Annotated in this window: 19 protein-coding genes; 8 read left to right on the top strand and 11 right to left on the bottom strand. The window is 74.4% G+C overall.

The window, feature by feature from the left end; translation table 11 throughout:
* Both V5D56_RS12565 and V5D56_RS12560 read left to right on the top strand, forming a co-directional pair.
* A complete protein-coding gene (locus V5D56_RS12565; RefSeq protein WP_435735662.1) occupies positions 1-1341 on the top strand; it encodes a DUF58 domain-containing protein in 1341 nt (446 codons plus the stop codon).
* Positions 1338-3647, top strand: a complete 2310-nt coding sequence (locus tag V5D56_RS12560) for a transglutaminaseTgpA domain-containing protein (RefSeq protein WP_435735661.1) — start codon at positions 1338-1340, stop codon at positions 3645-3647. Before V5D56_RS12565 ends, V5D56_RS12560 begins: the two co-directional genes overlap by 4 nt.
* Here the strand turns inward: V5D56_RS12560 and V5D56_RS12555 are convergent.
* Genes V5D56_RS12555 through V5D56_RS12545 form a run of 3 tightly spaced genes read right to left on the bottom strand, consistent with a single transcriptional unit; the run spans position 3595 to position 5775 of the window.
* Positions 3595-3990: a DUF3040 domain-containing protein gene (locus V5D56_RS12555; protein WP_435735660.1), complete on the bottom strand. Its 396-nt coding sequence runs from the start codon at positions 3988-3990 to the stop codon at positions 3595-3597. The two genes, V5D56_RS12560 and V5D56_RS12555, sit on opposite strands and share 53 nt — an antisense overlap.
* A 37-nt stretch (positions 3991-4027) precedes the next feature.
* The gene (gene dinB / locus V5D56_RS12550) at positions 4028-5284 is read right to left on the bottom strand and encodes a DNA polymerase IV (RefSeq protein WP_435735659.1); all 1257 of its coding nucleotides are present in this window, start codon (positions 5282-5284) and stop codon (positions 4028-4030) included.
* A 47-nt stretch (positions 5285-5331) separates the two neighbouring features.
* Positions 5332-5775, bottom strand: a complete 444-nt coding sequence (locus tag V5D56_RS12545) for an SAV_6107 family HEPN domain-containing protein (RefSeq protein ID WP_435735658.1) — start codon at positions 5773-5775, stop codon at positions 5332-5334.
* A gap of 104 nt (positions 5776-5879) precedes the next feature.
* Here V5D56_RS12545 and V5D56_RS12540 point away from each other — a divergent pair, with 104 nt between their 5' ends.
* Positions 5880-6950, top strand: coding sequence for a spermidine synthase (locus tag V5D56_RS12540; protein ID WP_435735657.1), 1071 nt, complete (start codon positions 5880-5882; stop codon positions 6948-6950).
* A gap of 96 nt (positions 6951-7046) precedes the next feature.
* Here the strand turns inward: V5D56_RS12540 and V5D56_RS12535 are convergent, their stop codons facing one another.
* From V5D56_RS12535 to V5D56_RS12515, 5 genes are all read right to left on the bottom strand, one after another.
* Positions 7047-7250, bottom strand: coding sequence for a cold-shock protein (locus tag V5D56_RS12535; RefSeq protein WP_251150730.1), 204 nt, complete (start codon positions 7248-7250; stop codon positions 7047-7049).
* 288 nt (positions 7251-7538) lie between these two features.
* On the bottom strand, positions 7539-8462 hold the full coding sequence (locus tag V5D56_RS12530) for a proteasome assembly chaperone family protein (RefSeq protein ID WP_435735656.1): 924 nt from the start codon (positions 8460-8462) through the stop codon (positions 7539-7541).
* A 131-nt stretch (positions 8463-8593) separates the two neighbouring features.
* Positions 8594-9034, bottom strand: a complete 441-nt coding sequence (locus V5D56_RS12525; RefSeq protein ID WP_435735655.1) for a response regulator — start codon at positions 9032-9034, stop codon at positions 8594-8596.
* Positions 9031-10659 carry a sensor histidine kinase gene (locus V5D56_RS12520; RefSeq protein WP_435735654.1) on the bottom strand — a complete coding sequence of 543 codons (1629 nt, stop codon included), beginning with the start codon at positions 10657-10659 and terminating at the stop codon, positions 9031-9033. The genes V5D56_RS12525 and V5D56_RS12520 overlap by 4 nt, the downstream gene beginning before the upstream one ends.
* Positions 10656-11993 carry a PP2C family protein-serine/threonine phosphatase gene (locus V5D56_RS12515; RefSeq protein WP_435735653.1) on the bottom strand — a complete coding sequence of 446 codons (1338 nt, stop codon included), beginning with the start codon at positions 11991-11993 and terminating at the stop codon, positions 10656-10658. Before V5D56_RS12515 ends, V5D56_RS12520 begins: the two co-directional genes overlap by 4 nt.
* A gap of 159 nt (positions 11994-12152) precedes the next feature.
* Here V5D56_RS12515 and V5D56_RS12510 point away from each other — a divergent pair, with 159 nt between their 5' ends.
* From V5D56_RS12510 to V5D56_RS12500, 3 genes are all read left to right on the top strand, one after another.
* Positions 12153-14420, top strand: a complete 2268-nt coding sequence (locus V5D56_RS12510) for a HelD family protein (RefSeq protein WP_435735652.1) — start codon at positions 12153-12155, stop codon at positions 14418-14420.
* Positions 14421-14492: 72 nt separating this feature from the next.
* Positions 14493-15692 (top strand): phosphoglycerate dehydrogenase, encoded by a 1200-nt coding sequence (gene serA, locus V5D56_RS12505; protein ID WP_435735651.1) that lies wholly within the window; start codon positions 14493-14495, stop codon positions 15690-15692.
* Positions 15693-15782: 90 nt separating this feature from the next.
* On the top strand, positions 15783-16232 hold the full coding sequence (locus V5D56_RS12500) for a pyridoxamine 5'-phosphate oxidase family protein (RefSeq protein ID WP_435735650.1): 450 nt from the start codon (positions 15783-15785) through the stop codon (positions 16230-16232).
* A gap of 119 nt (positions 16233-16351) precedes the next feature.
* On the opposite strand, the gene V5D56_RS12495 is transcribed toward V5D56_RS12500, so the two are convergent.
* Positions 16352-16546 (bottom strand): DUF5302 domain-containing protein, encoded by a 195-nt coding sequence (locus V5D56_RS12495; RefSeq protein WP_435735649.1) that lies wholly within the window; start codon positions 16544-16546, stop codon positions 16352-16354.
* 164 nt (positions 16547-16710) lie between these two features.
* Here V5D56_RS12495 and V5D56_RS12490 point away from each other — a divergent pair, with 164 nt between their 5' ends.
* Positions 16711-17769, top strand: a complete 1059-nt coding sequence (locus tag V5D56_RS12490) for an aldo/keto reductase (RefSeq protein ID WP_435735648.1) — start codon at positions 16711-16713, stop codon at positions 17767-17769.
* 48 nt (positions 17770-17817) lie between these two features.
* Here the strand turns inward: V5D56_RS12490 and nrdR are convergent, their stop codons facing one another.
* Positions 17818-18390: a transcriptional regulator NrdR gene (gene nrdR, locus V5D56_RS12485; protein ID WP_435735647.1), complete on the bottom strand. Its 573-nt coding sequence runs from the start codon at positions 18388-18390 to the stop codon at positions 17818-17820.
* 387 nt (positions 18391-18777) lie between these two features.
* Complete coding sequence (locus tag V5D56_RS12480; RefSeq protein WP_435735646.1) at positions 18778-19185, bottom strand: LysM peptidoglycan-binding domain-containing protein; 408 nt, start codon at positions 19183-19185, stop codon at positions 18778-18780.
* A gap of 392 nt (positions 19186-19577) precedes the next feature.
* Here V5D56_RS12480 and lexA point away from each other — a divergent pair, with 392 nt between their 5' ends.
* The gene (gene lexA, locus V5D56_RS12475; RefSeq protein ID WP_435739023.1) at positions 19578-20306 is read left to right on the top strand and encodes a transcriptional repressor LexA; all 729 of its coding nucleotides are present in this window, start codon (positions 19578-19580) and stop codon (positions 20304-20306) included.
* The last annotated feature ends 9 nt before the right edge of the window (positions 20307-20315 follow it).

The raw sequence follows: 20315 nt of genomic DNA, 5'->3' as shown, positions 1-20315 counted from the left end.
GTGCGCGGCCTCTCCGTCCTGGCCCGGTTGCGCAGGTTCGGCCGCAGCCTCGCCCGCGCGCGCCTCACCCGGCGCGGCACCTCCCTCCTCGTCGCCGGTGCCGTCCTCGTCGCCGCGGGCGTCACGCTCGGCCTGGCCGACGTCGTCGGGCTGGGTGCGGCGGCGTTGCTCGCCGTGGGCGCGGCGTGGGCCTGGATGACCGCCCGCCGTATCGACCGTGGCCGCCGGGCCCTGGGGGTCGCCCGGCGCGTCCAGCCCAACCCCGCCGTCGCCGGCCAGGTCACGACGGCGCGCCTGACCGTGTCGGCGGCGCGCCGGTCGGTCACCACCGCCGGCATGCTCGCGCGCCTGCGCATCAGCGAGCAGGCCGCGCACGAGCTCTGCGACCAGGGGTCCTTGCGAGCCCAGGTCGCGACGCGCCCCGACCACATCGCCGTGCGGTACCGCCTGCGGCCGCTGCGCCGCGGGCGCTGGTCGCTCGGGCCGCTCCTCACCACGCGGGTCGACACCTTCGGGCTCGTCAGCGCGACGCAGGAGCTCGGCGAGCCGACCTCGGTGGCGGTGTGGCCGCGCACCGTCGACCTGCCGGTGCGCGGCACGCGCGCGTTCGGCGAGCAGGAGCGCTCGGCGTCCGGCGCCCGGCTCGCGTCGAGCGACGACTCCGTGCTGCGCGACTACGTCACGGGTGACGACCCCCGCCGGGTGCACTGGGCGAGCGCGGCCCGCCACGGCCAGCTCATGGTCCGCGCGGACGAGAGCGCGAGCCTGCCCCCGGTGACGGTGCTCTTCGACCGCGGTCTGCTGCCGCACCCCGACCTCGGGCGCAGCAGCGGCCACGCGCTCGCCGACGGCGAGTGGTCCGTGGAGTGCGCCGCCTCGGTCGGCGTGTCCCTGCTGCACGCCGGCCACCCCGTACGCCTCGTGGCCACCTCGCTGGCGCCCGTCGTCGACACCTCCGGCTTCACCGCGAACCGCTCCGGCGAGGGACCGGCTGACCTGCTCGACGCGACCGTGGACCTGCACGGCCACCACGGCCTGTCCGACACGGACCGTGCCGCGGCGGCGACCGCCGAGGCGTTGCGCACCGCACGGCGTCCGGGCGAGATCACCGTCGCCGTGCTCGGACCGCTCGGTCCCGTGGCGCGCCACACGGTCGCGTCGATCGCCGGCGACTCCCTGCACTGGGCCTTCGTGGTGCGCCCGCGGACGTGGTCGTCGCAGCGCACGGAGGCTCAGGACACCGTGGACGCGCTGCGGGCGACGGGCTGGCACGTCGCCCTCGTCGATGCCGGGACCCCGCTCGAGAACGCCTGGACGCTGCTCATGGACGGTGTGCGATGACCGGCGGCACGAGCTCGCGACCGCGTTCGGCGGCCCCGGCCGGGCTCGGTGCGCGCATCCTGGCGACGACCCTGTGCGTCGCCGTCGCCGTCGCCGCGTCGGTGTACGCCCTGGGGACCGTGATCGGCCCCGGCGACTGGACACGCACGGCCGTCCGCACGATCGCCGTCCTCGCGCTCGTCACCGGGCTCTGCCGCTACGGTCTCGAACGGTCACGGTCGGTGCGCGGCGAGGCACTGGAACCGCCCGCGACGCTCCTGCCCTCGCTCGCGGGTCTCGTCGTCGGCGCCTGGGCCCTCCTCGGTCTGTACGGGGGACCCACCGACCGCTTCTCCGTCCTCATCGGGCTGACGAACGTCGAGCGGCTCCTCACCCGGCTGCAGACCGGGCGCGAGCTCACTCTCGCCGAGGTCGCCCCGATCGACCCGAGCCTGCCCATCGAGCTGCTCGCCGTGGGTGGCGCGGTCGTCGTCTTCCTGGTCGCCGACCTCATGGCCGGCGGGCTGCGGCTCGGTGCGGGGGTCGGGCTCCCGCTCCTGGCGCTCTGGATCCCGGGCCTGGTCATCGCAGGCGACGTGCCGCCCGTCGCGTTCGTCCTCACGGTCACCGCTCTGGTGCTCCTGCTCGCCGTGGACAACCCGCACCGTGGGCTGCGGCGCCCCGGTGCCGGCGAGAACGACGCACGCCACCGCGCCCTCGGCGGCACACGCGCCGTGACCGCGGTGGCCGCCGCCCTCACGGTCGCCACCGTCGGCCTCGGCGTGGGGGCCGCGAGCGCGACCCTGCCCGAGGTCGCGTCGTCGTCGTGGACCCGCCTCTTCTCGTCGACGGGCGACACCGTCCGGCTCTCCGACGACCTCGACATGCGCCGCGATCTCGCGGAGCGTTCCGACGAGGTCGTCCTGGAGTACCGCACGGACGGCGAGGAGCTGGGCCCCCTGCGGGTCTTCACCCTCACCGGCTTCGACGGCACGAACTGGCGCCGTGGCGCCGACCGCGAGGGCACGCCGATCGAGGGCCCCGACCAGCTCCTCTGGCCGCAGGACTCGGCGGACGCCGAGCCGCGCCAGGTCCGGGTCACGCTCGAGTCGCTCCGTGACACCAAGCTGCCCGTCCCGACCGAGCCGCGCACCCTCGACGTGGACGGCGACTGGGCGTACGACCCCGTGCGGGACGAGGTGCTCGGGACCCGGGCGACGAGCGCCGGATCGAGCTACGAGCTGACCGTCTATCCCCGCGCGCTCGACGCGGACACCCTCCGCTCGGCGGGCGGCGCGGACCCGGACGACCCGAACTACCTCGACGTCCCGGCGACGTCCCACGAGCAGGACGTCCGCGACCTCGCCGCCGAGGTCGTCCGGGGTGCGCCGACGCGCTATGACCAGGCGCTCGCCCTCCAGACGTACTTCCGCGACGTGTCGACGTTCACCTACTCGACGCAGGTGCCGCCCGGCGACTCCGGCGACGCGGTGTGGGACTTCCTGCAGCAGCGCACCGGGTACTGCGTCCAGTTCGCCACGGCGATGACGATGATGGCGCGCACGCTCGGCATCCCCGCGCGGCTCGGCGTCGGGTTCCTCCCCGGCCAGCGCACCGACGACACGACGTTCCAGGTGACGGGTCGTGACTCGCACGCCTGGCCCGAGCTCTACTTCCCCGGCCAGGGCTGGGTGCGGTTCGAACCCACGCCCGCACAGCAGACGGGCCCCGTGCCGTCGTGGGCCACGCCCGTGGGCACCTCGCCCGTCCCGGGGCAGACGGACCCGAGCGACGCACTGACGCCCGGCGTCGCGCCCGGGCCCGAGGTCCCGGTGACGCCCGCGCCCACGGTCGGTGGCGGGACGGGCGGGACCGACGGCGCGGTCGACGGCTCGGGCGCACCGTGGCTCGTCGTCGCTGCTGCGCTCGTCGCCGTCGCTCTCGCCGCGGGGGCGCTGTGGCTCGTCGCCCGCCGGCGGACCCGCCCGGAGGGCGCTCTCGACGCCGAGCGGGCCTGGGTCGAGCTGACCGCACGCCTGGACGGGCTCGGCGTCTCGTGGCAGGCCTCCACGACGCCCCGCAACGTGCCGACGACCGTCGCGGGCGTCGTGCGCGAGCGGTCAGGTTCCGACCTCTCGGAGGCCGGGGTGGAGGCGCTCGTCGAGCTGGTCGCGGCACTCGAGAAGGAGCGCTACGTCCGGGGCGGGGCGCCGGCGGAGCCCGCGCGCCTGGCGGAGCTGGTCGAGACGGCCGCTACCGAGGTCGAGCGGTCGCTCAGCGACCGCCGTGCTCGCGACGGCGGTCCCAGCGCTCTTCGAGTCGGCTGAGGAAGGACTTCCGCGGGGCCGGTGCCGGGTTCGCCGGGCGGACGCGGCCGTCGGCGTCGACGGTGCCGACCGGGCCACCCTTGGCCGGTCGGGGCGCCTGGAAGACGAGGACGACGCCGGCGAACATCAGCACGAAGCCCACCACGCCGAGCCAGGTCTGCGAGGTCGCCGCGCCGAGGACCAGCAGCAGCAACCCTCCGACCACACCGACTCCGACGAGGACGTATCTCAGCGCCGAGCGCCGACGGGGCGACTGCAGCGTGTTGGCCAGGCGCGGGTCGTCCGTGGTGAGGGCGCGCTCCATCTGCTCCAAAACCCGCTGCTCGTACTCAGACAGAGGCATGGGCACCCCGTTTCTCCGCGGTGGTCGAGTGACACCCTCAGGATAGGCCGACATCAGCGGGCGTGGTAGTCGAGCGGTGCCCTCGGGGCCCCATCGCGATAGATCTCACCCCGAATCGGCCCCGCACGGCGTCCACGGCCTCCTCCGCGCGCCGTCGGGTCGCCCCGTGCTCGTCGACCGCCTCCTCGAGGGTGGGCTGGGCGACCGAGCCCTGGCGGTGCTCCAGGCCCTCCGCACGGACTCCGACGAGGCGCACGGCGAGCCCGTGCAGGTCGACCCCGGCGACGAGCTCGCGGGCGACGAGGTAGATCTCCCGTGCGACGTCCGTGGGTGACCCGAGAGTGCGGGACCTGGTCACCGTCCGGAAGTCGCTCGTGCGCACCTTCACGCTGACGGTCCGGGCCACGTGCCCCTGCTGCCGCAGCCGTGCCGCGCACCGGTCGGAGAGCTCGAGCACGCGGTCCTGCACCGCTCCGAGGTCGCGCAGGTCGTGCTCGAACGTCGTCTCGGCGCCGACCGAGCGCTCGGACCGCTCCGGCTCCACGGGCCGCGGGTCACGTCCCCACGCGAGATCGTGCAGGTGCGCCCCGGCGACCTTCCCGACCGCGGCCTGGAGGACCGGGACGTCGGTGTCCGCGAGCTCGGCGACGGTGCGGATGCCCCACTGTGCCAGCGCGTGCTCGGTGCGCTCCCCCACGCCCCACAGCGCACCCACCGGCAGCGTGCGCAGGAAAGGGACGGTCGCGGCGGCCGGGACGAGGAGCATCCCGTCGGGCTTGGCGTGCGTGGAGGCGAGCTTGGCGACGAACTTCGTCGTCGCGATACCGACCGAGCACGTGATGCCGTGCGCTGCCCGGACCCGGTCGCGCAGCGCGGCGCCGATCACCGTGGGGGGCCCGAGCCGTCGCCGGGCGCCGCTCACGTCGAGGAAGGCCTCGTCGACGCTCACCTGCTCGACGAGCGCGGTGACCTCACCGAGCATCGCCATGACCGAGCGCGAGACGGCGTAGTAGCTGCCGTGGTCGGGCGGGACGACGATCGCCTGCGGGCACGCGCGGCGCGCGGCGGCCATGGACATCGCGGAGTGCACCCCGAAGGCGCGCGCTTCGTACGTCGCGGCGAGGACGACGCCGCGCTCGGCGCCGCCCACGATCACGGGACGACCACGCAGCTCCGGGCGCCGCGCGAGCTCGACGGAGGCGAAGAACGCGTCCATGTCGACGTGGAGGATGCTGCAGCCGTCCTCGTCGTCGCCCCAGTCGCGCCGCACGGTGGCGCGCGGCCCGCGACTCATCGCGGCCCCCGGCTCATCGCAGGCCCCGGCTCATCGCGGGCCCGAGGTCATGACGCCACCGTCCGCACGCCCGGAAGACGGACGAACTCCGCCCCGGGGTCCACGAGCATCGCGACCTCGTCCCGGAAGTCCTCGGCGCACGCCAGGAGCTCGTCGGCACGGCGCGCGTCCACCACGTCGGACCTGCCCGCGTCGACCGCGGCGCGCACGCGGGCCCCGCCGGCGAAGTACACGGACCACGGGGCGAGGCCTGGCTCGGCGTCGGAGAGCTGCTCCCACACGGGACGGGCGCGCCCTCGCCGCACCGGCCGGCCGCGGAGCGCGACGACCGCGGCCGCTGCCCGCAGCGCGCCGAGGTGCGCGTGCACGAAACGCTCGGCCGGGTCCGTCGCGACCGCCGCGGAGACGAGCTCGGCGTCCGCGCGTGCGAGCATCCGTCCGACCTCGCCCGGGACGGGGGCCGGAACGGTCCCTCTCGTGTCCTTCGTCATCACGCACCTCCCGTACCACTATCGAACACCTGTTCGACTGCTGTCAACGCCGTCGCGAGGGCCGGGTGGCCGGCACGCCGGCCGGGGCACCGTACGGTGGGCCCATGGCACGTCGCGCCCGCCGGTCCACTCCTGCCGATCCAGCGTCCCCCGAGCCACCCACATCACGCGGCCGGCGTCGCGCGACCGTCGCCCCGCACGGCCGTGACCTGCCCGTGGGCCCGGTCGTGACGACGACGGGGACCGCGCGCCTCGAGCGTGACAGGGACCACGACACGGCCGTGACCCTGTTCGTCAACGACGTGCCCAGCTCCCACGTCGACCTCGAGGACCCCGGGTTCCTGGCGTTCGAGTACATGCAGCAGATGGCGGCGGTGATCGAGCAGGCGCCGCCGGGCCCCCTGCGGGTGCTGCATCTCGGAGCCGCAGGCTGCACTCTCGCACGGTGGGTCGAGCACACCCGACCGGGCTCGACCCAGGTGGGCGTCGACCTCGACGCGCGACTCCTCGAGCTCGTGCGCGAGTGGTTCGACCTCCCCCGTTCGCCCCGCCTGCGCCTGCGGGCCGACGACGCCGGCCACGCCCTGACGACCTTCCCCGACGGGGCGTTCGACGTCGTCGTCCGCGACGTGTTCGCCGGGGACGCGACGCCCGAGCACCTCGTGACGGCCGGCACGGCCCGGCAGGTGCGGCGCGTCCTGCGTCCGGGCGGGGTCTACCTGGCGAACTGCGCGGACCGCCCGCCGCTCACCACCGCGCGCCGCGAGCTCGCGACGCTCGTGGCGGTCGCGGCCCCCGACGACGCCGTCCGGCCGGCGCTCGACGCGTCGGCCGGCGACGTGTCGACCGCCGTCGTGCCGACCGCCGAGGTGCCGACCGGTGGCGTGACGCGGCTCCCGACGAGCGACCGGCACGGGGAGCGGCTCGCCGCGATCGCAGAGCCCGGTCAGCTCAAGGGCCGGCGGTACGGGAACCTGGTGCTCGTCGCGGTGCGTCCCGGGGCGACGTCGACCGACCTCGCGTCGGCGGGCCTGTCGCGTGCGGCGCGGACGCTCCCGCTCCCCGCCCGCGTGCTCGTCGGCTCCGAGCTCGCGACGTTCGTGGGTGCGGCCCGCCCCTTCGACGACCCGCCGGGGCCCCCTGTCCCGTCGGCCGGCGACGGTACGGGGGCCTGAGAGCACGGGGGTCCAGACGCGCAGGAGCCGCGCCCCGGTGCGGGGCGCGGCTCCTGTGCGAAGACCGCTCGGTGGCCTGGGCCGCCGGCGCGACCGTCAGAGCGGGCGGACGTTCTCCGCCTGCGGGCCCTTGGGGCCCTGCGTGATCTCGAACTCGACCCGCTGCGCCTCGTCGAGCGTGCGGTACCCCTGCGTCTCGATCGCCGAGTAGTGCACGAAGACGTCGGCACCCCCGCCGTCCTGCGCGATGAAGCCGAAGCCCTTCTCGGCGTTGAACCACTTCACAGAACCCTGCGCCATGCTGTTCCTCTGACCTTCTGTCCGTCCGGGACATCAGCGAGCGGACCCTTCGTCCACCCCGTGCGCCGCAGGACGACGTGCCACGTCCCGCTCCGACGGGCCGGCCCCGAGGGCCGGCACGACGTCCGTCCGGGCCGCCGATCACACGGCGACCCGTGCGACCGGCACCGGACATGCACACGCTCGTCACTGCAACGGACGACAGTCTGGCACGGACGATGTGGGATGTGCCACGCAGAATCGCGACGCCTCGTGCCGATATGTCGTGACATGGCGCGGCGCGCGCTGTCAGTCCCCCTGCTGCGCGAGGAAGCGCTCGAACTCGGCACCGAGCTCGTCCGCGGTCGGGATGGGCGCGGTGTCCGCGAGCAGGCTCGTGCGGCCCACCGCGCGCGCGAACGCGTCGTACTGCTCCTCGAGCGCGCGGACGACGGCGGCGACCTCCTCGGAGTCGTGCACCTGACGCTCGACCTCGGTCGTCGCGTCCAGGGCCGCCTCGGCGAGGTCGCCCGTGGCCAGGTCGAGGCCCGTGAGGCGCTGGACGTGCTCGAGCGCGACCACCGTCGCGGGCGGGTACGCGGACTGCGCGAGGTAGTGCGGGACGTGCACCGTGTAGCCGACCGCGTCGTGGCCAGCCTGACCGAGGCGCAGCTCGAGCAGGGCGGCCAGGCTCGCCGGCACCTTCACCGTCCCGAACCACGACGCGTGCTCCGCGACGAGCTCCGGGCGCGTCGCGTGGGCGGTCACGGAGAGCGGGCGCGTGTGCGGGATGCCCATGGGGATGCCGTGGATGCCTACGGTCAACGACACGCCGAGCCGGTCGACCACGCCGCGCAGCGCGGCGACGACACGTTCCCACTGGAGGTCCGGCTCGGCGCCGTGCAGCAGCAGGAAGCCCGTCCCCTCGGCGTCGCGCACGTGGTCGACGACCAGGTGCGGGTCGTCGTAACCGGACCACCGGTCGGTGCTGAACGTCATCGTCGCGCGCTTGGAGCGGTAGTCGAGGAGCTGGTCGACGTCGAACGTCACCAGCCGGGTGACCTCACCCCGGTCGAGCAGGTGCTCGACCGCTCGCTCGCCGGCGTTCCCCGCGTCCACGAAGCCGGTGATCGCGTGCACCAGCACGGGACCGGCACCCGGCTCCGGGGCGCTCGGCCACAGGCGCGCGACCGCGTCCTCGTCGAGCTCGTAGATCTCCCGGGGGTCCTGCATCCGTCCTCCTCCGTCACGTCCCACGCCGTCCGCCGTCGTGCGCGGAGGCCTGTGGTGGACAACGCGCCGCCCCGGCGGATCCTTCCCGGCACCGACGCTGCGCAGGCCCGACGGCGCAGCGCCGGACGCGGTCAGCGACCGGGCAGCCGCACCACCGAGACGAAGAAGTCGTCGATCTGCCGGACGACGTCGATGAAGCGGTCGAAGTCGACGGGCTTCGTCACGTAGGCGTTGGCGTGCAGGGAATAGCTGCGCACCACGTCCTCCTCGGCCTCCGACGTCGTGAGGACCACGACGGGGATCTGCCGCAGCACGTCGTCGGCCTTGAGCTCCGCGAGGACCTCGCGGCCGTCCATGCGCGGCAGGTTGAGGTCGAGCAGGATCAGGTCGGGCGTCGGGGCGTCGGCGTGCTCGCCCTCCTTGCGCAGGAACGCCAGCGCGCTCACGCCGTCGGAGACGACCGACAGCCGGTTCGTGACCTTGTGGTCCTCGAACGCCTCGCGCGTCATGAGCACGTCGCCCGGGTCGTCCTCGACGAGCAGGACGTCGATGGGCTTCGTGCCGTGGCTCATGCGGTGGTCTCCTCGTGGTCGCGGCCCGTCCCCGGGCCACCGTCGTCGGTGCGAGCGTAGCCGACCTGCGCGTGGACGTAGGCGTGGGCCAGCGTGAAGCGGACCGTCGTGCCGCCCTCGCGCGGCTCGATCCAGATACGACCGCCGTGGTACTCGACGATGCGCTTGCACAGCGCGAGCCCGATCCCCGTGCCCTCGTAGACGTCCTTCGCGTGCAGGCGCTGGAAGATGACGAACACCCGGTCCGCGTACTGGGGGTCGATGCCGATGCCGTTGTCGGCGACCGAGAGCTCCCAGTGGGTGTCGCGTGCGAGGACGCCCACGTGGACGACGGGGCCACGGTCCGGCGACCTGAACTTCAGCGCGTTCCCGACGAGGTTCGCGAGGAGCTGCTGGAGCAGCGCAGGCTCGCCGACCACGACCGGCAGCGGGTCGTGCGTGACCGTGGCGCCGCTCGCCGCGATCGTCTCCGACAGGTCGTCGAGCACCGTCTCGAGCGACGCCTCGAGGTCGACGTCGACCCGTTCCGTCCCCGTCCGGCCGACGCGCGAGAACCCGAGCAGGTCCTGGATGAGCCTCTGCATGCGCTTGGCACCGTCGACGGCGAAGTCGATGTACTGGTCGGCCCGGTCGTCGAGCTCGCCGCCGTACCGCTTCTTGAGCAGCTGCGTGAAGCTCGCGACCTTGCGCAAGGGTTCCTGGAGGTCGTGCGAGGCGACGTACGCGAACTGCTCGAGATCACGGTTCGAGCGCTCGAGCTCGCGGGTCTGCTCCTCGAGCAGCTCGTGTGCGCGCGCGGAGTCCGCGTGGGACGCCTTGATCTCGGCGACCTGGGCGACGAGCTCGACGCGCATGTGCTCGACGTCCTGCGCGAGGTCGGCGATCTCCGCGGGCCCGGACGTGACGACGGGCTCGTCGAGCTGGCCCGAGCTGACGAGCCGCACCCGGTGCGCGAGCTGCGCCACGGGCTCGGTGACCCACCGCTTGAGGCACACCCAGAGGATGATGCCCACCGCGAGCGCCGCGCCGACCAGCACCAGGACGCTGCCGAACAGGACGCGGCTCCACCGGTCCAGGGCCTCGACGGCCTCCGCCCGCTCCGCGCGCAGGTCGTCGACGTACCGGCCGGTGGCGGCGCGCGCCTCGGCGAAGAGCGCGGCCCCTTCGGCGCGCTCCACCCGCGTCACCGTGCCGGGGCCGGCGCGCCCCGTGGACTCGATCGCGGGCTCGGCGTAGTCGGTGAACCACGCCTCGACCGCGCGCAGCGCCTCGTCGTGCGCGTCGGCCAGGCCGTCCCCCGAGCGGAGGCGCGCGAGGTCCCCGGGATCGGCGATCGCGACCGTCCCGTCGACCCCCACGGCACGCGCGTAGGCCTCGAGCGCGGTCTCGTCGCCGGTCGCCGTGTAGGAGCGCACCGCCGACTCGGTGTCGAGCAGCGCGACGAACGACGAGTCGGCCTGGGTGACGGCGTCGAAGTACGGCCCGGTGATCTCGTCCTGGAGCGTGAGCACGCGCGAGAGGGCGAGCGCCGACGTCGTCACGACGCCCAGCAGGATCACCCCGGCGACGACCAGCGCCCACCCGAGCCGACGCCGCAGGGTGGGCGCCTTGCGGACCGCGCTCACCGCGCCCACTCGTCGGAGTCGGCGAGCGTCGCCGTGCGCTCGGCGGGGACCGGCGCGTCGTCGCCCGCCCAGCCGATGACGAGCAGGGCCGCGTCGTCGGCGAGCGGCCCGCCGTGCAGGTCGCGGACCCGGCGGAACACGCGCTCCACGATGCCCTCGGTCCCCTGCTCGAGGGCCGTGTCGACCGCGCGCCGCAGACCCTCGACGCCGATGCGCTCCGGACGCGCCGCGTGCGCCGTGGCCGCGGGGTCCTCGACCGTCGCCTCGACGAGCCCGTCCGTGTAGAGCATGAGCGCCCAGCGGCCACCGAGCTCGACGCGCTGGGCGGACCACCCGCCGGCGACGGGGATCCCCAGCGCGCGCCCGCGTGCGGTCGGCGGGACCTCGGTCGCGCTCTCCTGGAGCAGGAGCGGCGCGAGATGACCGGCGAGGTGGATGTCGGCGAACCGTCGACCGGGGTCGACGACGACCTGGCAGAGCGTCACGAAGACCTCCGGGCGTGCGCGCTCCGGGACGAGGACGCGCTCGAGGAGGGGCAGGATCGCCGCGGGGTCGGTGTCGGACAGGACGATGGTGCGCCACGCCGTGCGCAGCGTCGCGCCGAGCGCGGCCTCGTCCGGCCCGTGCCCGGCGACGTCGCCGATGACGCACAGCACGGAGCCGTCGGGGCGTTCGACGGCGTCGTAGAAGTCTCCGCCGAGCAGCCCGTTGCCCCCCGGGACGTAGCCCACCATGACCGCCAGGCGCTCGTCCTGCACCAAGGGCTTGGGCAGCAGCGCCCGCTCGAGTCGCGCGGTCTCCGCGGCGCGGACCTCGCTGCGGTAGAGCGCCCGCTGCTGCTCCTCCGACTTGCGCCGCTGCACGGCGTACCGGACGGAGCGGCCGAGCAGGTCCGGGCCCACCTCGCCCTTGACGAGGTAGTCGTCGGCGCCCGCCGCGACGGCCTGGACTCCCAGGTCGATCCCCGAGTGGCCGGTGAGCACGACGAGGGCGGGCGGACTCGTGCCCGCGCGCAGGCGCTCGACGCCGCCGAGGCCGACGGAGTCCGGCAGACCGAGGTCGAGGAGGACGCAGTCCACAGGTCGTTCCCGGAGCATCTCGAGAGCGAGGTCGAGCGTGGTCGCGCGGTGCAGCTCGACCTTGAGGCTCGCGTCGGAGAGCAGCTCCTCGACGAGAAGGGCGTCGCCGTCGTCGTCCTCCACGAGAAGGATCCGCAGCACGTCGGACGGCGCGAGCACGGACCGGACCGGACCGGCGGCTCCCTGACCGGTGCTGCCCGTCCCGCCGGGACCGGAGGTCCCCGCGACCGGGCCGTGCCGGACCTCGCCGGTCACGACGTCCGCTCCCGACCAGTCGCCATGGCCACCGATCCTAGCGGGCCCGCCGGTCCGGTCCCGGGACGGCGGCCTGGGCGTGCCGTGAAGGGTCATGGGGTGGGCCATAATGGACGGCCGCGTCACGGCAGGTGGCACGCGGACGGACGAGAGGAAGACGTGGGACGTTCGGACGAGCTCCGGCTCGAGCAGGAGGTCGTGGACATCCTCTACGCACGTCTGGACGAGCTGCGTGCCGCGTCCCGTGCGCGCCTCGACGCGGTCCGCCGGTCAGGGCCGTCCGGGTCGCCCCAGAACCGCAGCGAGCGCGACGCGTTCGCGACGCTCTACGAGGACCGGGTGGCGCAGCTCGACGCCGTGGAGGACCGGCTGGCCTTCGGCCGGCTCGACCTGGAGGACTCCACGCGCCGGTACGTGGGCCGCATCGGGCTCACCGACGCCGAGCACACGAGCCTGCTGACGGACTGGCGCGCACCGGCCGCGCAGGCGTTCTACCGCGCGACCGCGGCGCACCCCGACGGCGTCGTGCGCCGACGTCACCTCGTGACCCACCGCCGCGAGGTCACCGGGATCGAGGACGAGCTGCTCGACCTCGACGCGCCCGCCGACGTCGCGGGCTCGACGCTCTCCGGGGAGGGCGCCCTCCTCGCCGCGATGGCAGCGGGCCGCACGGGCCGGATGGGCGACATCGTCGCGACGATCCAGGCCGAGCAGGACGCGATCATCCGCTCCCCGCTCGGCGGGGCGCTCGTCGTCCAGGGCGGACCGGGGACGGGCAAGACCGCGGTCGCGCTCCACCGTGCCGCCTACCTCCTCTACGCGCACCGGCGCGTGCTCGAGCGCTCGGGCGTGCTGCTCGTCGGCCCCAGCCTGTCGTTCCTGCGCTACATCGACCAGGTCCTGCCGTCCCTCGGCGAGACGGGCGTCGTCAGCACGACCATCTCCGACCTCCTTCCCGGCCTCGTCGCGGACGGCGAGGAGGACCCGCGCGTCGCACAGGTCAAGGGGCGGGCCGTCATGGCGACGGCGGTGCGTCGCGCCGTGCGCGCGCGCGAGCGCGTCCCGGCACAGGACGTGCCCGTCCGGCTCGACGGGCACGACCTCGTCATCCGCCGCCGCGACGTGCGCGACGCCATCGCCAAGGCACGACGCACGCACAAGCCGCACAACCTCGCGCGCGTGACGTTCGTCCGCGACATGCTCGGGCGCCTCGTCGACCAGTACGCCGCGCGGCTCGGCGAGCCGCTGGTCGGCGAGGACCGCACGATCGCGCTCGAGGACCTGCGGTCGCACCACGACGTCCGCGTCGCGCTCAACCTCGCCTGGCTGCCCATCACCCCCGAGCGGCTGATCGAGGACCTGTACACCAAGCCGCACCGCCTCGCGGAGGCCGCCCCCGAGCTCTCGCCCGCCGACCGCCGCCTGCTCGGACGGCCCAAGGGCTCGCCGTGGACGGCGGCGGACGTCCCTCTGCTCGACGAGGCGGCCGACCTGCTGGGCGAGGACGACCAGGCCGAGCGCGCCGAGGCGGCGGCGCGGTCCGCGGAGCGCGCGCGCGACCTCGAGTACGCGCGCCAGGTGCTCGAGTCGTCCGGTGCGGGCGGCGGGATCGTCGACGCCGACGTGCTCGCGGAGCGCTTCGCGGCGAGCGGGCCCCGGCTCACCACGGCCGAGCGCGCTGCGCAGGACCGGAGCTGGACGTACGGGCACGTCGTCGTCGACGAGGCGCAGGAGCTCTCGGCGATGGCGTGGCGGATGCTGGTGCGCCGCTGCCCGACGCGGTCGTTCACGATCGTGGGCGACGTGGCGCAGACGTCGTCGCTCGCGGGCGCCCGCTCGTGGGCCGGTGCGCTCGACCCGGTCCTGCGCGACGCCTGGCGTCTCGCCGAGCTGACGGTCAACTACCGCACGCCGGCGGCCGTCGCGGACGCCGCGCGCGAGGCGGCCGTCGCCGCGGGCCTGCCCGTCTCGCCGCTCACGTCGGCGCGCGAGGTCCCCGACGCGCTGCGGTACGTCCCGGTCGCCGACGGCGCGGTGGACGGCTCGGGCGGGGCGGGCGCGCCGGTCCCGGGCGACGCCGTCCTCGACGCGGTGCGCCACGAGGTGGCGTCCGCCCGCGCGGCGTTCGTCGGGAGCGAGGCGGGACGCGTCGCCGTCGTGGCGACGGCACCGGCCCTCCCGGCGGTGCGGGCGGCGCTGGGTCTGGCCGACCCGGGCCGGCGCGCGGACCCCGACGCTCCCGTCGTCGTCCTCGACCCCGTGCAGGTCAAGGGGCTCGAGTTCGACGCGGTCGTCCTCGTCGAGCCGGCCGACGTGGCCGGGGGCGCCTCGGGCGCCTCCGACCTCTACGTCGCGATGACGAGGCCCACGCAGCGTCTCGTGGTGGTGCACGCCCGTCCCCTCCCCGCAGGGCTCGGCTCCCGGTAGACGCCCGTTCACGTCGTCCCGAGGGCCAAGACCCGTTTGGTCCGTACCGCGGACGGGGCGCACCATGGGGGTGTGCTACGCGCCCTCCTCCTCGAAAACCTGCACCCGCTCGCCGCCTCGAACCTCGAGGCCGCGGGGATCGACGTCACCGTCCGCACCGGAGCGCTCGACGAGTCCGAGCTGATCGACGCCCTCCAGGGCGTCCACCTGCTCGGCATCCGGTCCAAGACGAACGTCACCGCGACCGTGCTCGAGAACGCACCGGACCTCGTCGCGCTCGGGGCGTTCTGCATCGGGACCAACCAGATCGACCTGCGGTCGGCCGCGGCCCAGGGCGTGGCAGCCTTCAACGCCCCGTTCCAGAACACGCGCTCCGTGGTCGAGCTCGCGCTCGCCGAGATCATCGCCCTCACGCGCCGCCTCACCGAGCGCGACCGGGCGCTGCACGACGGCGTCTGGGACAAGTCCGCCGAGGGCGCCCACGAGGTCCGCGGGCGCACGCTCGGGATCGTGGGCTACGGCAACATCGGCACGCAGCTCTCGGTCGTCGCGGAGAACCTCGGCATGTCCGTCGTGTTCTACGACACGGCGGAGAAGCTCGCGCTGGGCAACGCCCGCCGCATGGACACGCTCGACGAGCTGCTCGAGACGGCGGACGTCGTGACGCTGCACGTCGACGGCCGTGCCGGGAACGCCGGCATGTTCGGGGCCAAGCAGATCGCCCGCATGCGACCGGGCGCGATCTTCCTCAACCTGTCGCGCGGTTTCGTCGTCGACTACGACGCGCTGCGCGAGGCGATCCTGTCGGGGCACGTCGCGGGAGCAGCTGTCGACGTGTTCCCGGAGGAGCCCAAGCGCAAGGGCGACTCGTTCCACTCGGAGCTCCGCGGCCTGCCGAACGTCATCCTCACCCCGCACATCGGCGGGTCGACCGAGGAGGCGCAGGAGGCGATCGGGCAGTTCGTGTCGTCGAAGCTGCGGGACTACCTCACGACCGGCTCGACGACGCTCAGCGTCAACGTGCCCAACCTCGCGCTCGAGCAGACGACGGGGATCACGCGCATCACGCACCTGCACCGCAACACACCGGGTGTGCTCGCGGCGGTCAACGCCACGCTCGCCGAGCACGGCACCAACATCGAGGGACAGCTCCTCGCGACGCGGGGCGACCTCGGCTACGTCGTCACGGACGTCGGCTCGCGTGTCGAGCCGGCCGTCGTGAGCGCGCTCGCCGACATGGAGCAGACGATCGCCCTGCGCGTCCTGGACTGACCGGGCGCTCGACCACCGGGTGCGAAGGTCCCCGTCACCGGGGACCTTCGTCGTCTGCGCACCGGTGGGGCCGCGGTGCCACGATGGAGCATGACCGGATACACGGACGACGCCGCCGAGGTGCTCGACACCACGACCTGCTGGGCGTTGATCGACGGCACGCACGTCTCCCGGCTCGCCGTGAGCGTCCAGGGCGAGCCCGACATCTACCCCGTGAGCGTGCGCGCGCACGACGGCACGCTCACCTTCCGCACCATCCCGGGGACCAAGCTCGCGACGCTCGTCACGAACGACCGCGTCGCCCTGGAGTGGGACGGGGTCGAGGAGGACTCCGCGTGGAGCGTCGTCGTGCGCGGGACGGCGCGCCGCCTCGACTCGGCGGAGCAGGTCGCGGCAGCGGGCTCGGTGGTCGAGCCGCTCGTGCCCCTCGTGGACGTCCCGACCGAGGAGTGGGTGCGGGTCGACCCGCACGCCGTGAGCGGGCGCCGGTTCCGCCGGGCCGCCGGGACCGGCGGAGGACGCCGGGCACCGGCCACCTGACGCGCGCGCCACCCGACGCGCGCTCCTGACGACCCGCGCGGCACGTCGCCCGTGTCCGGAGACGACGACGGGACCCGGCCGCACTCGGCGGCGCAGGTCCCGTCGGACGGCTCGAGCGGTCAGCCGGACTTGCGGCGGAAGGTGCGCTGCACCGGACCGACGGTCTCCGACCCGTGCACGGAACCGGTGTTCGACTCCCCGTCCGCAGACCGGTGCCGCGCGGCGTTCTTGCGGTCGAGCGCCTCGCGGAACTTCGCCTTGGCCTCGTCGCTGGGTGCCGTCTCGGCTGCTGGGCGCTGCTGGTCGGACGCCATCGCGTTCTCCTCGTCCTCGGGGTCAGGTGGGTTCGGCCGGGATCGCGTCCCGGCCGAGGTCGCATGCTCGCGAGCCCGACGGCGCGGGCTCCCTGCCAGCCTCCCCTACGCCCGGCGCCGGCGCCAGTCCTTTCCCGGCCGCCGCCTCGGGTAGCGTCGTGGACGTGCCCCGTACCGCTCCCGACGACGCCTCTCTCGCCGGCCCCGGCGACCTGCCGCACCGACGGCTCGGCCGCACCGGGCTGACCCTTCCCGCGCTCTCCCTCGGTCTCTGGCAGAACTTCGGCGAGGCCGACGCGTTCGCGACGCAACGAGAGATCGTCCTGCACGCCGTCGACCGGGGCGTGACGCACGTGGACCTCGCGAACAACTACGGCCCACCGGGAGGGGCGGCGGAGTCGTCGCTCGGTCGCCTCCTCGCGCGCGACCTGCGGCCCGTCCGCGACGAGCTCGTCGTGACGACCAAGGCGGGCTACCGCATGGGACCCGGTCCCTACGGGGAGGGTGGTTCGCGCAAGTACCTCTTGTCGTCCCTCGACGCGTCGCTGCGCCGGCTCGGCCTCGACCACGTCGACGTCTTCTACAGCCACCGCTTCGACCCGACCACCCCGCTCCACGAGACCGTCGGCGCGCTCGGGGCCGCGGTGCGCTCGGGGCGCGCCCGCCACGTCGGGATCTCGTCCTACTCCGCCCGGCGCACGCGCGAGGCGCTGCACGTCGCTGCCGAGCTCGGGGTCGAGCTCGTCGTGACCCAGGTCTCGTACTCGATGCTCAACCGGTGGATCGAGGTCCCGGACGCGTCGGGAGAGAGCGTGCTCGACGTCGCGGCGGACGCCGGACTGGGAGTCGTCGCGTTCTCGCCGCTCGCGCAGGGCATGCTCACGGACCGCTACCTGCGCGGGACACCGAGAGGCTCGCGCGCGGCACGCGGCGGACCTCTGCGCGGTGAGTTCCTCTCGGAGGAGAACCTCGAGCACGTGCGACGGCTCGACGCGCTCGCACGCTCGCACGGCCGCTCGCTGGCCGCCACGGCGATCGCCTGGGCGCTGCGCGACGAGCGGGTCACGTCGGTGCTCCTCGGCGCGAGCTCGACGCGCCAGCTCGACGACAACCTCGCCGCGCTCGCCGCGCCGGCCCTCACCGACGAGGAGCTCCGCGCGGTCGAGTCGGTCCCGGCGGACACCGGCATCAACCTCTGGGCGGCCCGCTCCAGCGACCTCTGACTCCCGGCGCGCCCGCGCGCGTGGCCCTGGCGCGTCCGCGCGGGCCGGTCAGCGCGTCGGGGACGTGGCGTCCACGCCGTCGGCCGTCCCGTCGACCTCGCCAGCACCGTCGGCACCGTCGCCGTGCACGGCCGCGTCGCCGGTCAGCCCGGTCAACCGGGCTGCGGTCCGCTCCTCGCGCTCGACGCGCAACGACGTGATGGCGCTCTCGAAGTCCTCGAGGGAGTCGAACGCCTGGTACACGCTCGCGAACCGCAGGTACGCGACCTCGTCGAGCTCGCGGAGCGGGCCGAGGATCGCGAGACCGATCTCGTACGCGTCGAGCTCGGCGCTCCCGCTCGCGCGGATGGTCTCCTCGACGCGCTGGGCGAGGAGCGCGAGGTCGTCCTCGTTGACAGGTCGGCCCTGGCACGCCTTGCGGACGCCGTTGACGATCTTCTCGCGCGAGAAGGGCTCGGTGACGCCCGACCGCTTGACGACGGACAGGCTCGCCGTCTCGATCGTCGTGAACCGGCGGTTGCACTGCGGGCACTGGCGCCGGCGACGGATCGACGCGCCGTCGTCCGACGTCCGCGAGTCGACGACACGCGAGTCCGCGTGGCGGCAGAACGGGCAGTGCATGGCGGCTCTCCTCGGCTGGGTCCCGGCACCCCGCAGGGCGAGGGCGGCGCGACGAACGTATGACGCCGCCCCACGACGGTGCAACACGCCGGGGCCGTACCGACGCAGCGGCCGCGGGAGCGAGCCGGGCCGAGGAACGCAGAACGGGGGCGACCGTTGCCGGTCGCCCCCGTCGGGACGCCCCCGTCCCCATCTCGCGCGCGACTCGCCTCGCGTGCGCCGACGTGCTCACAGGTCGCGGATGACCGCGGACCCGCCTCCTGCCCGGCCCCCCAGCCCGGCGAGTGAGGTGACACTAACTTAGGTCGACCTAAACGTAGAGCGCAACCCCAGGAACGCCACGAGCCGTCCGCGACCAGGTGTCGTAGGTCACAGCAGCGACGCGAGTCACTCGTCGACCGGGAGCACGAGCCGCTGCCCGGCCTGGAGACCCGATGACGACAGGCCGTTCAGCTCGACGATCCGCGCCACGACGTCGCGCAGGTCCTCGCCGGGCGAGGCGAGAGCCGCAGCATGGTCCCAGAGGGTCTCGCCCGCGGCGACGACGTGCACCCGGACCTCCTCGGGCTCCCCCGCCGAGCCCGCGACGGCGCTGCCCACGCGGGCGCCCAGCAGGACCAGGAGCGCCACGGCGACGACGAGGACGATCCGCCCTCGCCGCGTGAGTCGCAGCGGCGCGTCGGCCGAGACCTCCGTCGACGACCGCGCGCCACCCTGGCCGCGCCGCACGGGTCGGTCCTGCCGCTCCGGCTGCTCGGCCAGACCGCCGAGGCCGCCCCACGTCACACTCGTCATCACTACCTCCGTCCCTCGCCGGCGCCGGAGCGCCTTCCCCGGTCGCTCCGACCCGGCGAGGTTGCGTCGTCGACCCGAGAGCGGATCGAACACCTGTGCGTAGAACACCTGTACGAAGGTCTACCACGATCCGCCCACGGAGTCGAGACATGCTCGAACAGATGTTTGATTCACGGTGCTCTCTCCCCTAACCTGGGACCAGGTCGGTTCGCCGGACATGTCCACCGACAGGTCTGGCCCGGAACGCCTCCCGCCAGGGACGACGCACCGGATCAGGTCGACCGGTGCCCCCGGCCGCGCCGGGCGCACCACGACGAGGAGGCGGCGTGCCGTACGGGGAGGACTCCTCCCGGCAGGGCGCCGACCGTGAGGCGACGAGGGCGGAGACCACGATGGCGGGACGAGGCAGGGACACGAGCGGGGGGCTCGCCGAGGTGCGCGAGCTTCCCGACGGCACGGCGGGAAGCGACGGCCTGACGCCACGGCAGCGCCTGGTCCTCGACACGATCCGCTCCTGCGTCGAGCAGCGCGGGTATCCCCCGAGCATGCGGGAGATCGGTGAGGCCGTCGGCCTGACGAGCCCGTCCTCGGTCAAGCACCAGCTCACCACGCTCGAGCGCAAGGGGTACCTGCGCCGGGACCCGAACCGTCCGCGCGCCATCGAGGTCGTGCAGCCGGACGACGGCCGCCGTGCCGCGCCTCTCGTCCGTGTCCCCGACGAGCAGATGCACGACGAGGCCCACCCCGCGCCGTCCTACGTCCCCGTGGTGGGGCGGATCGCCGCGGGCGGCCCGATCCTCGCCGAGCAGGTCGTCGAGGACGTCTTCCCGCTGCCGCGCCAGCTCGTCGGCGACGGCGAGCTCTTCCTCCTGCGGGTGCAGGGCGACTCCATGATCGACGCCGCGATCTGCGACGGCGACTGGGTCGTCGTGCGCCGGCAGAACGTCGCGGAGAACGGCGAGATCGTCGCCGCGATGATCGACGGCGAGGCGACGGTGAAGACCTTCAAGCGGGGCGACGGCCACGTCTGGCTCGTGCCGCACAACGCCGCGTACGAGCCGATCGTCGGCGACGACGCACAGGTGCTCGGGCGCGTCGTGTCCGTGCTCCGCAGCCTCTGACCCGGCGGC

It is taken from the genome of Cellulosimicrobium sp. PMB13 (genome assembly GCF_051294865.1).
Classification (GTDB): domain Bacteria; phylum Actinomycetota; class Actinomycetes; order Actinomycetales; family Cellulomonadaceae; genus Cellulosimicrobium.
The sequence above is the reverse complement of the archived record's forward strand: the minus strand, read 5'-3'. Positions and strand labels throughout refer to the sequence as shown.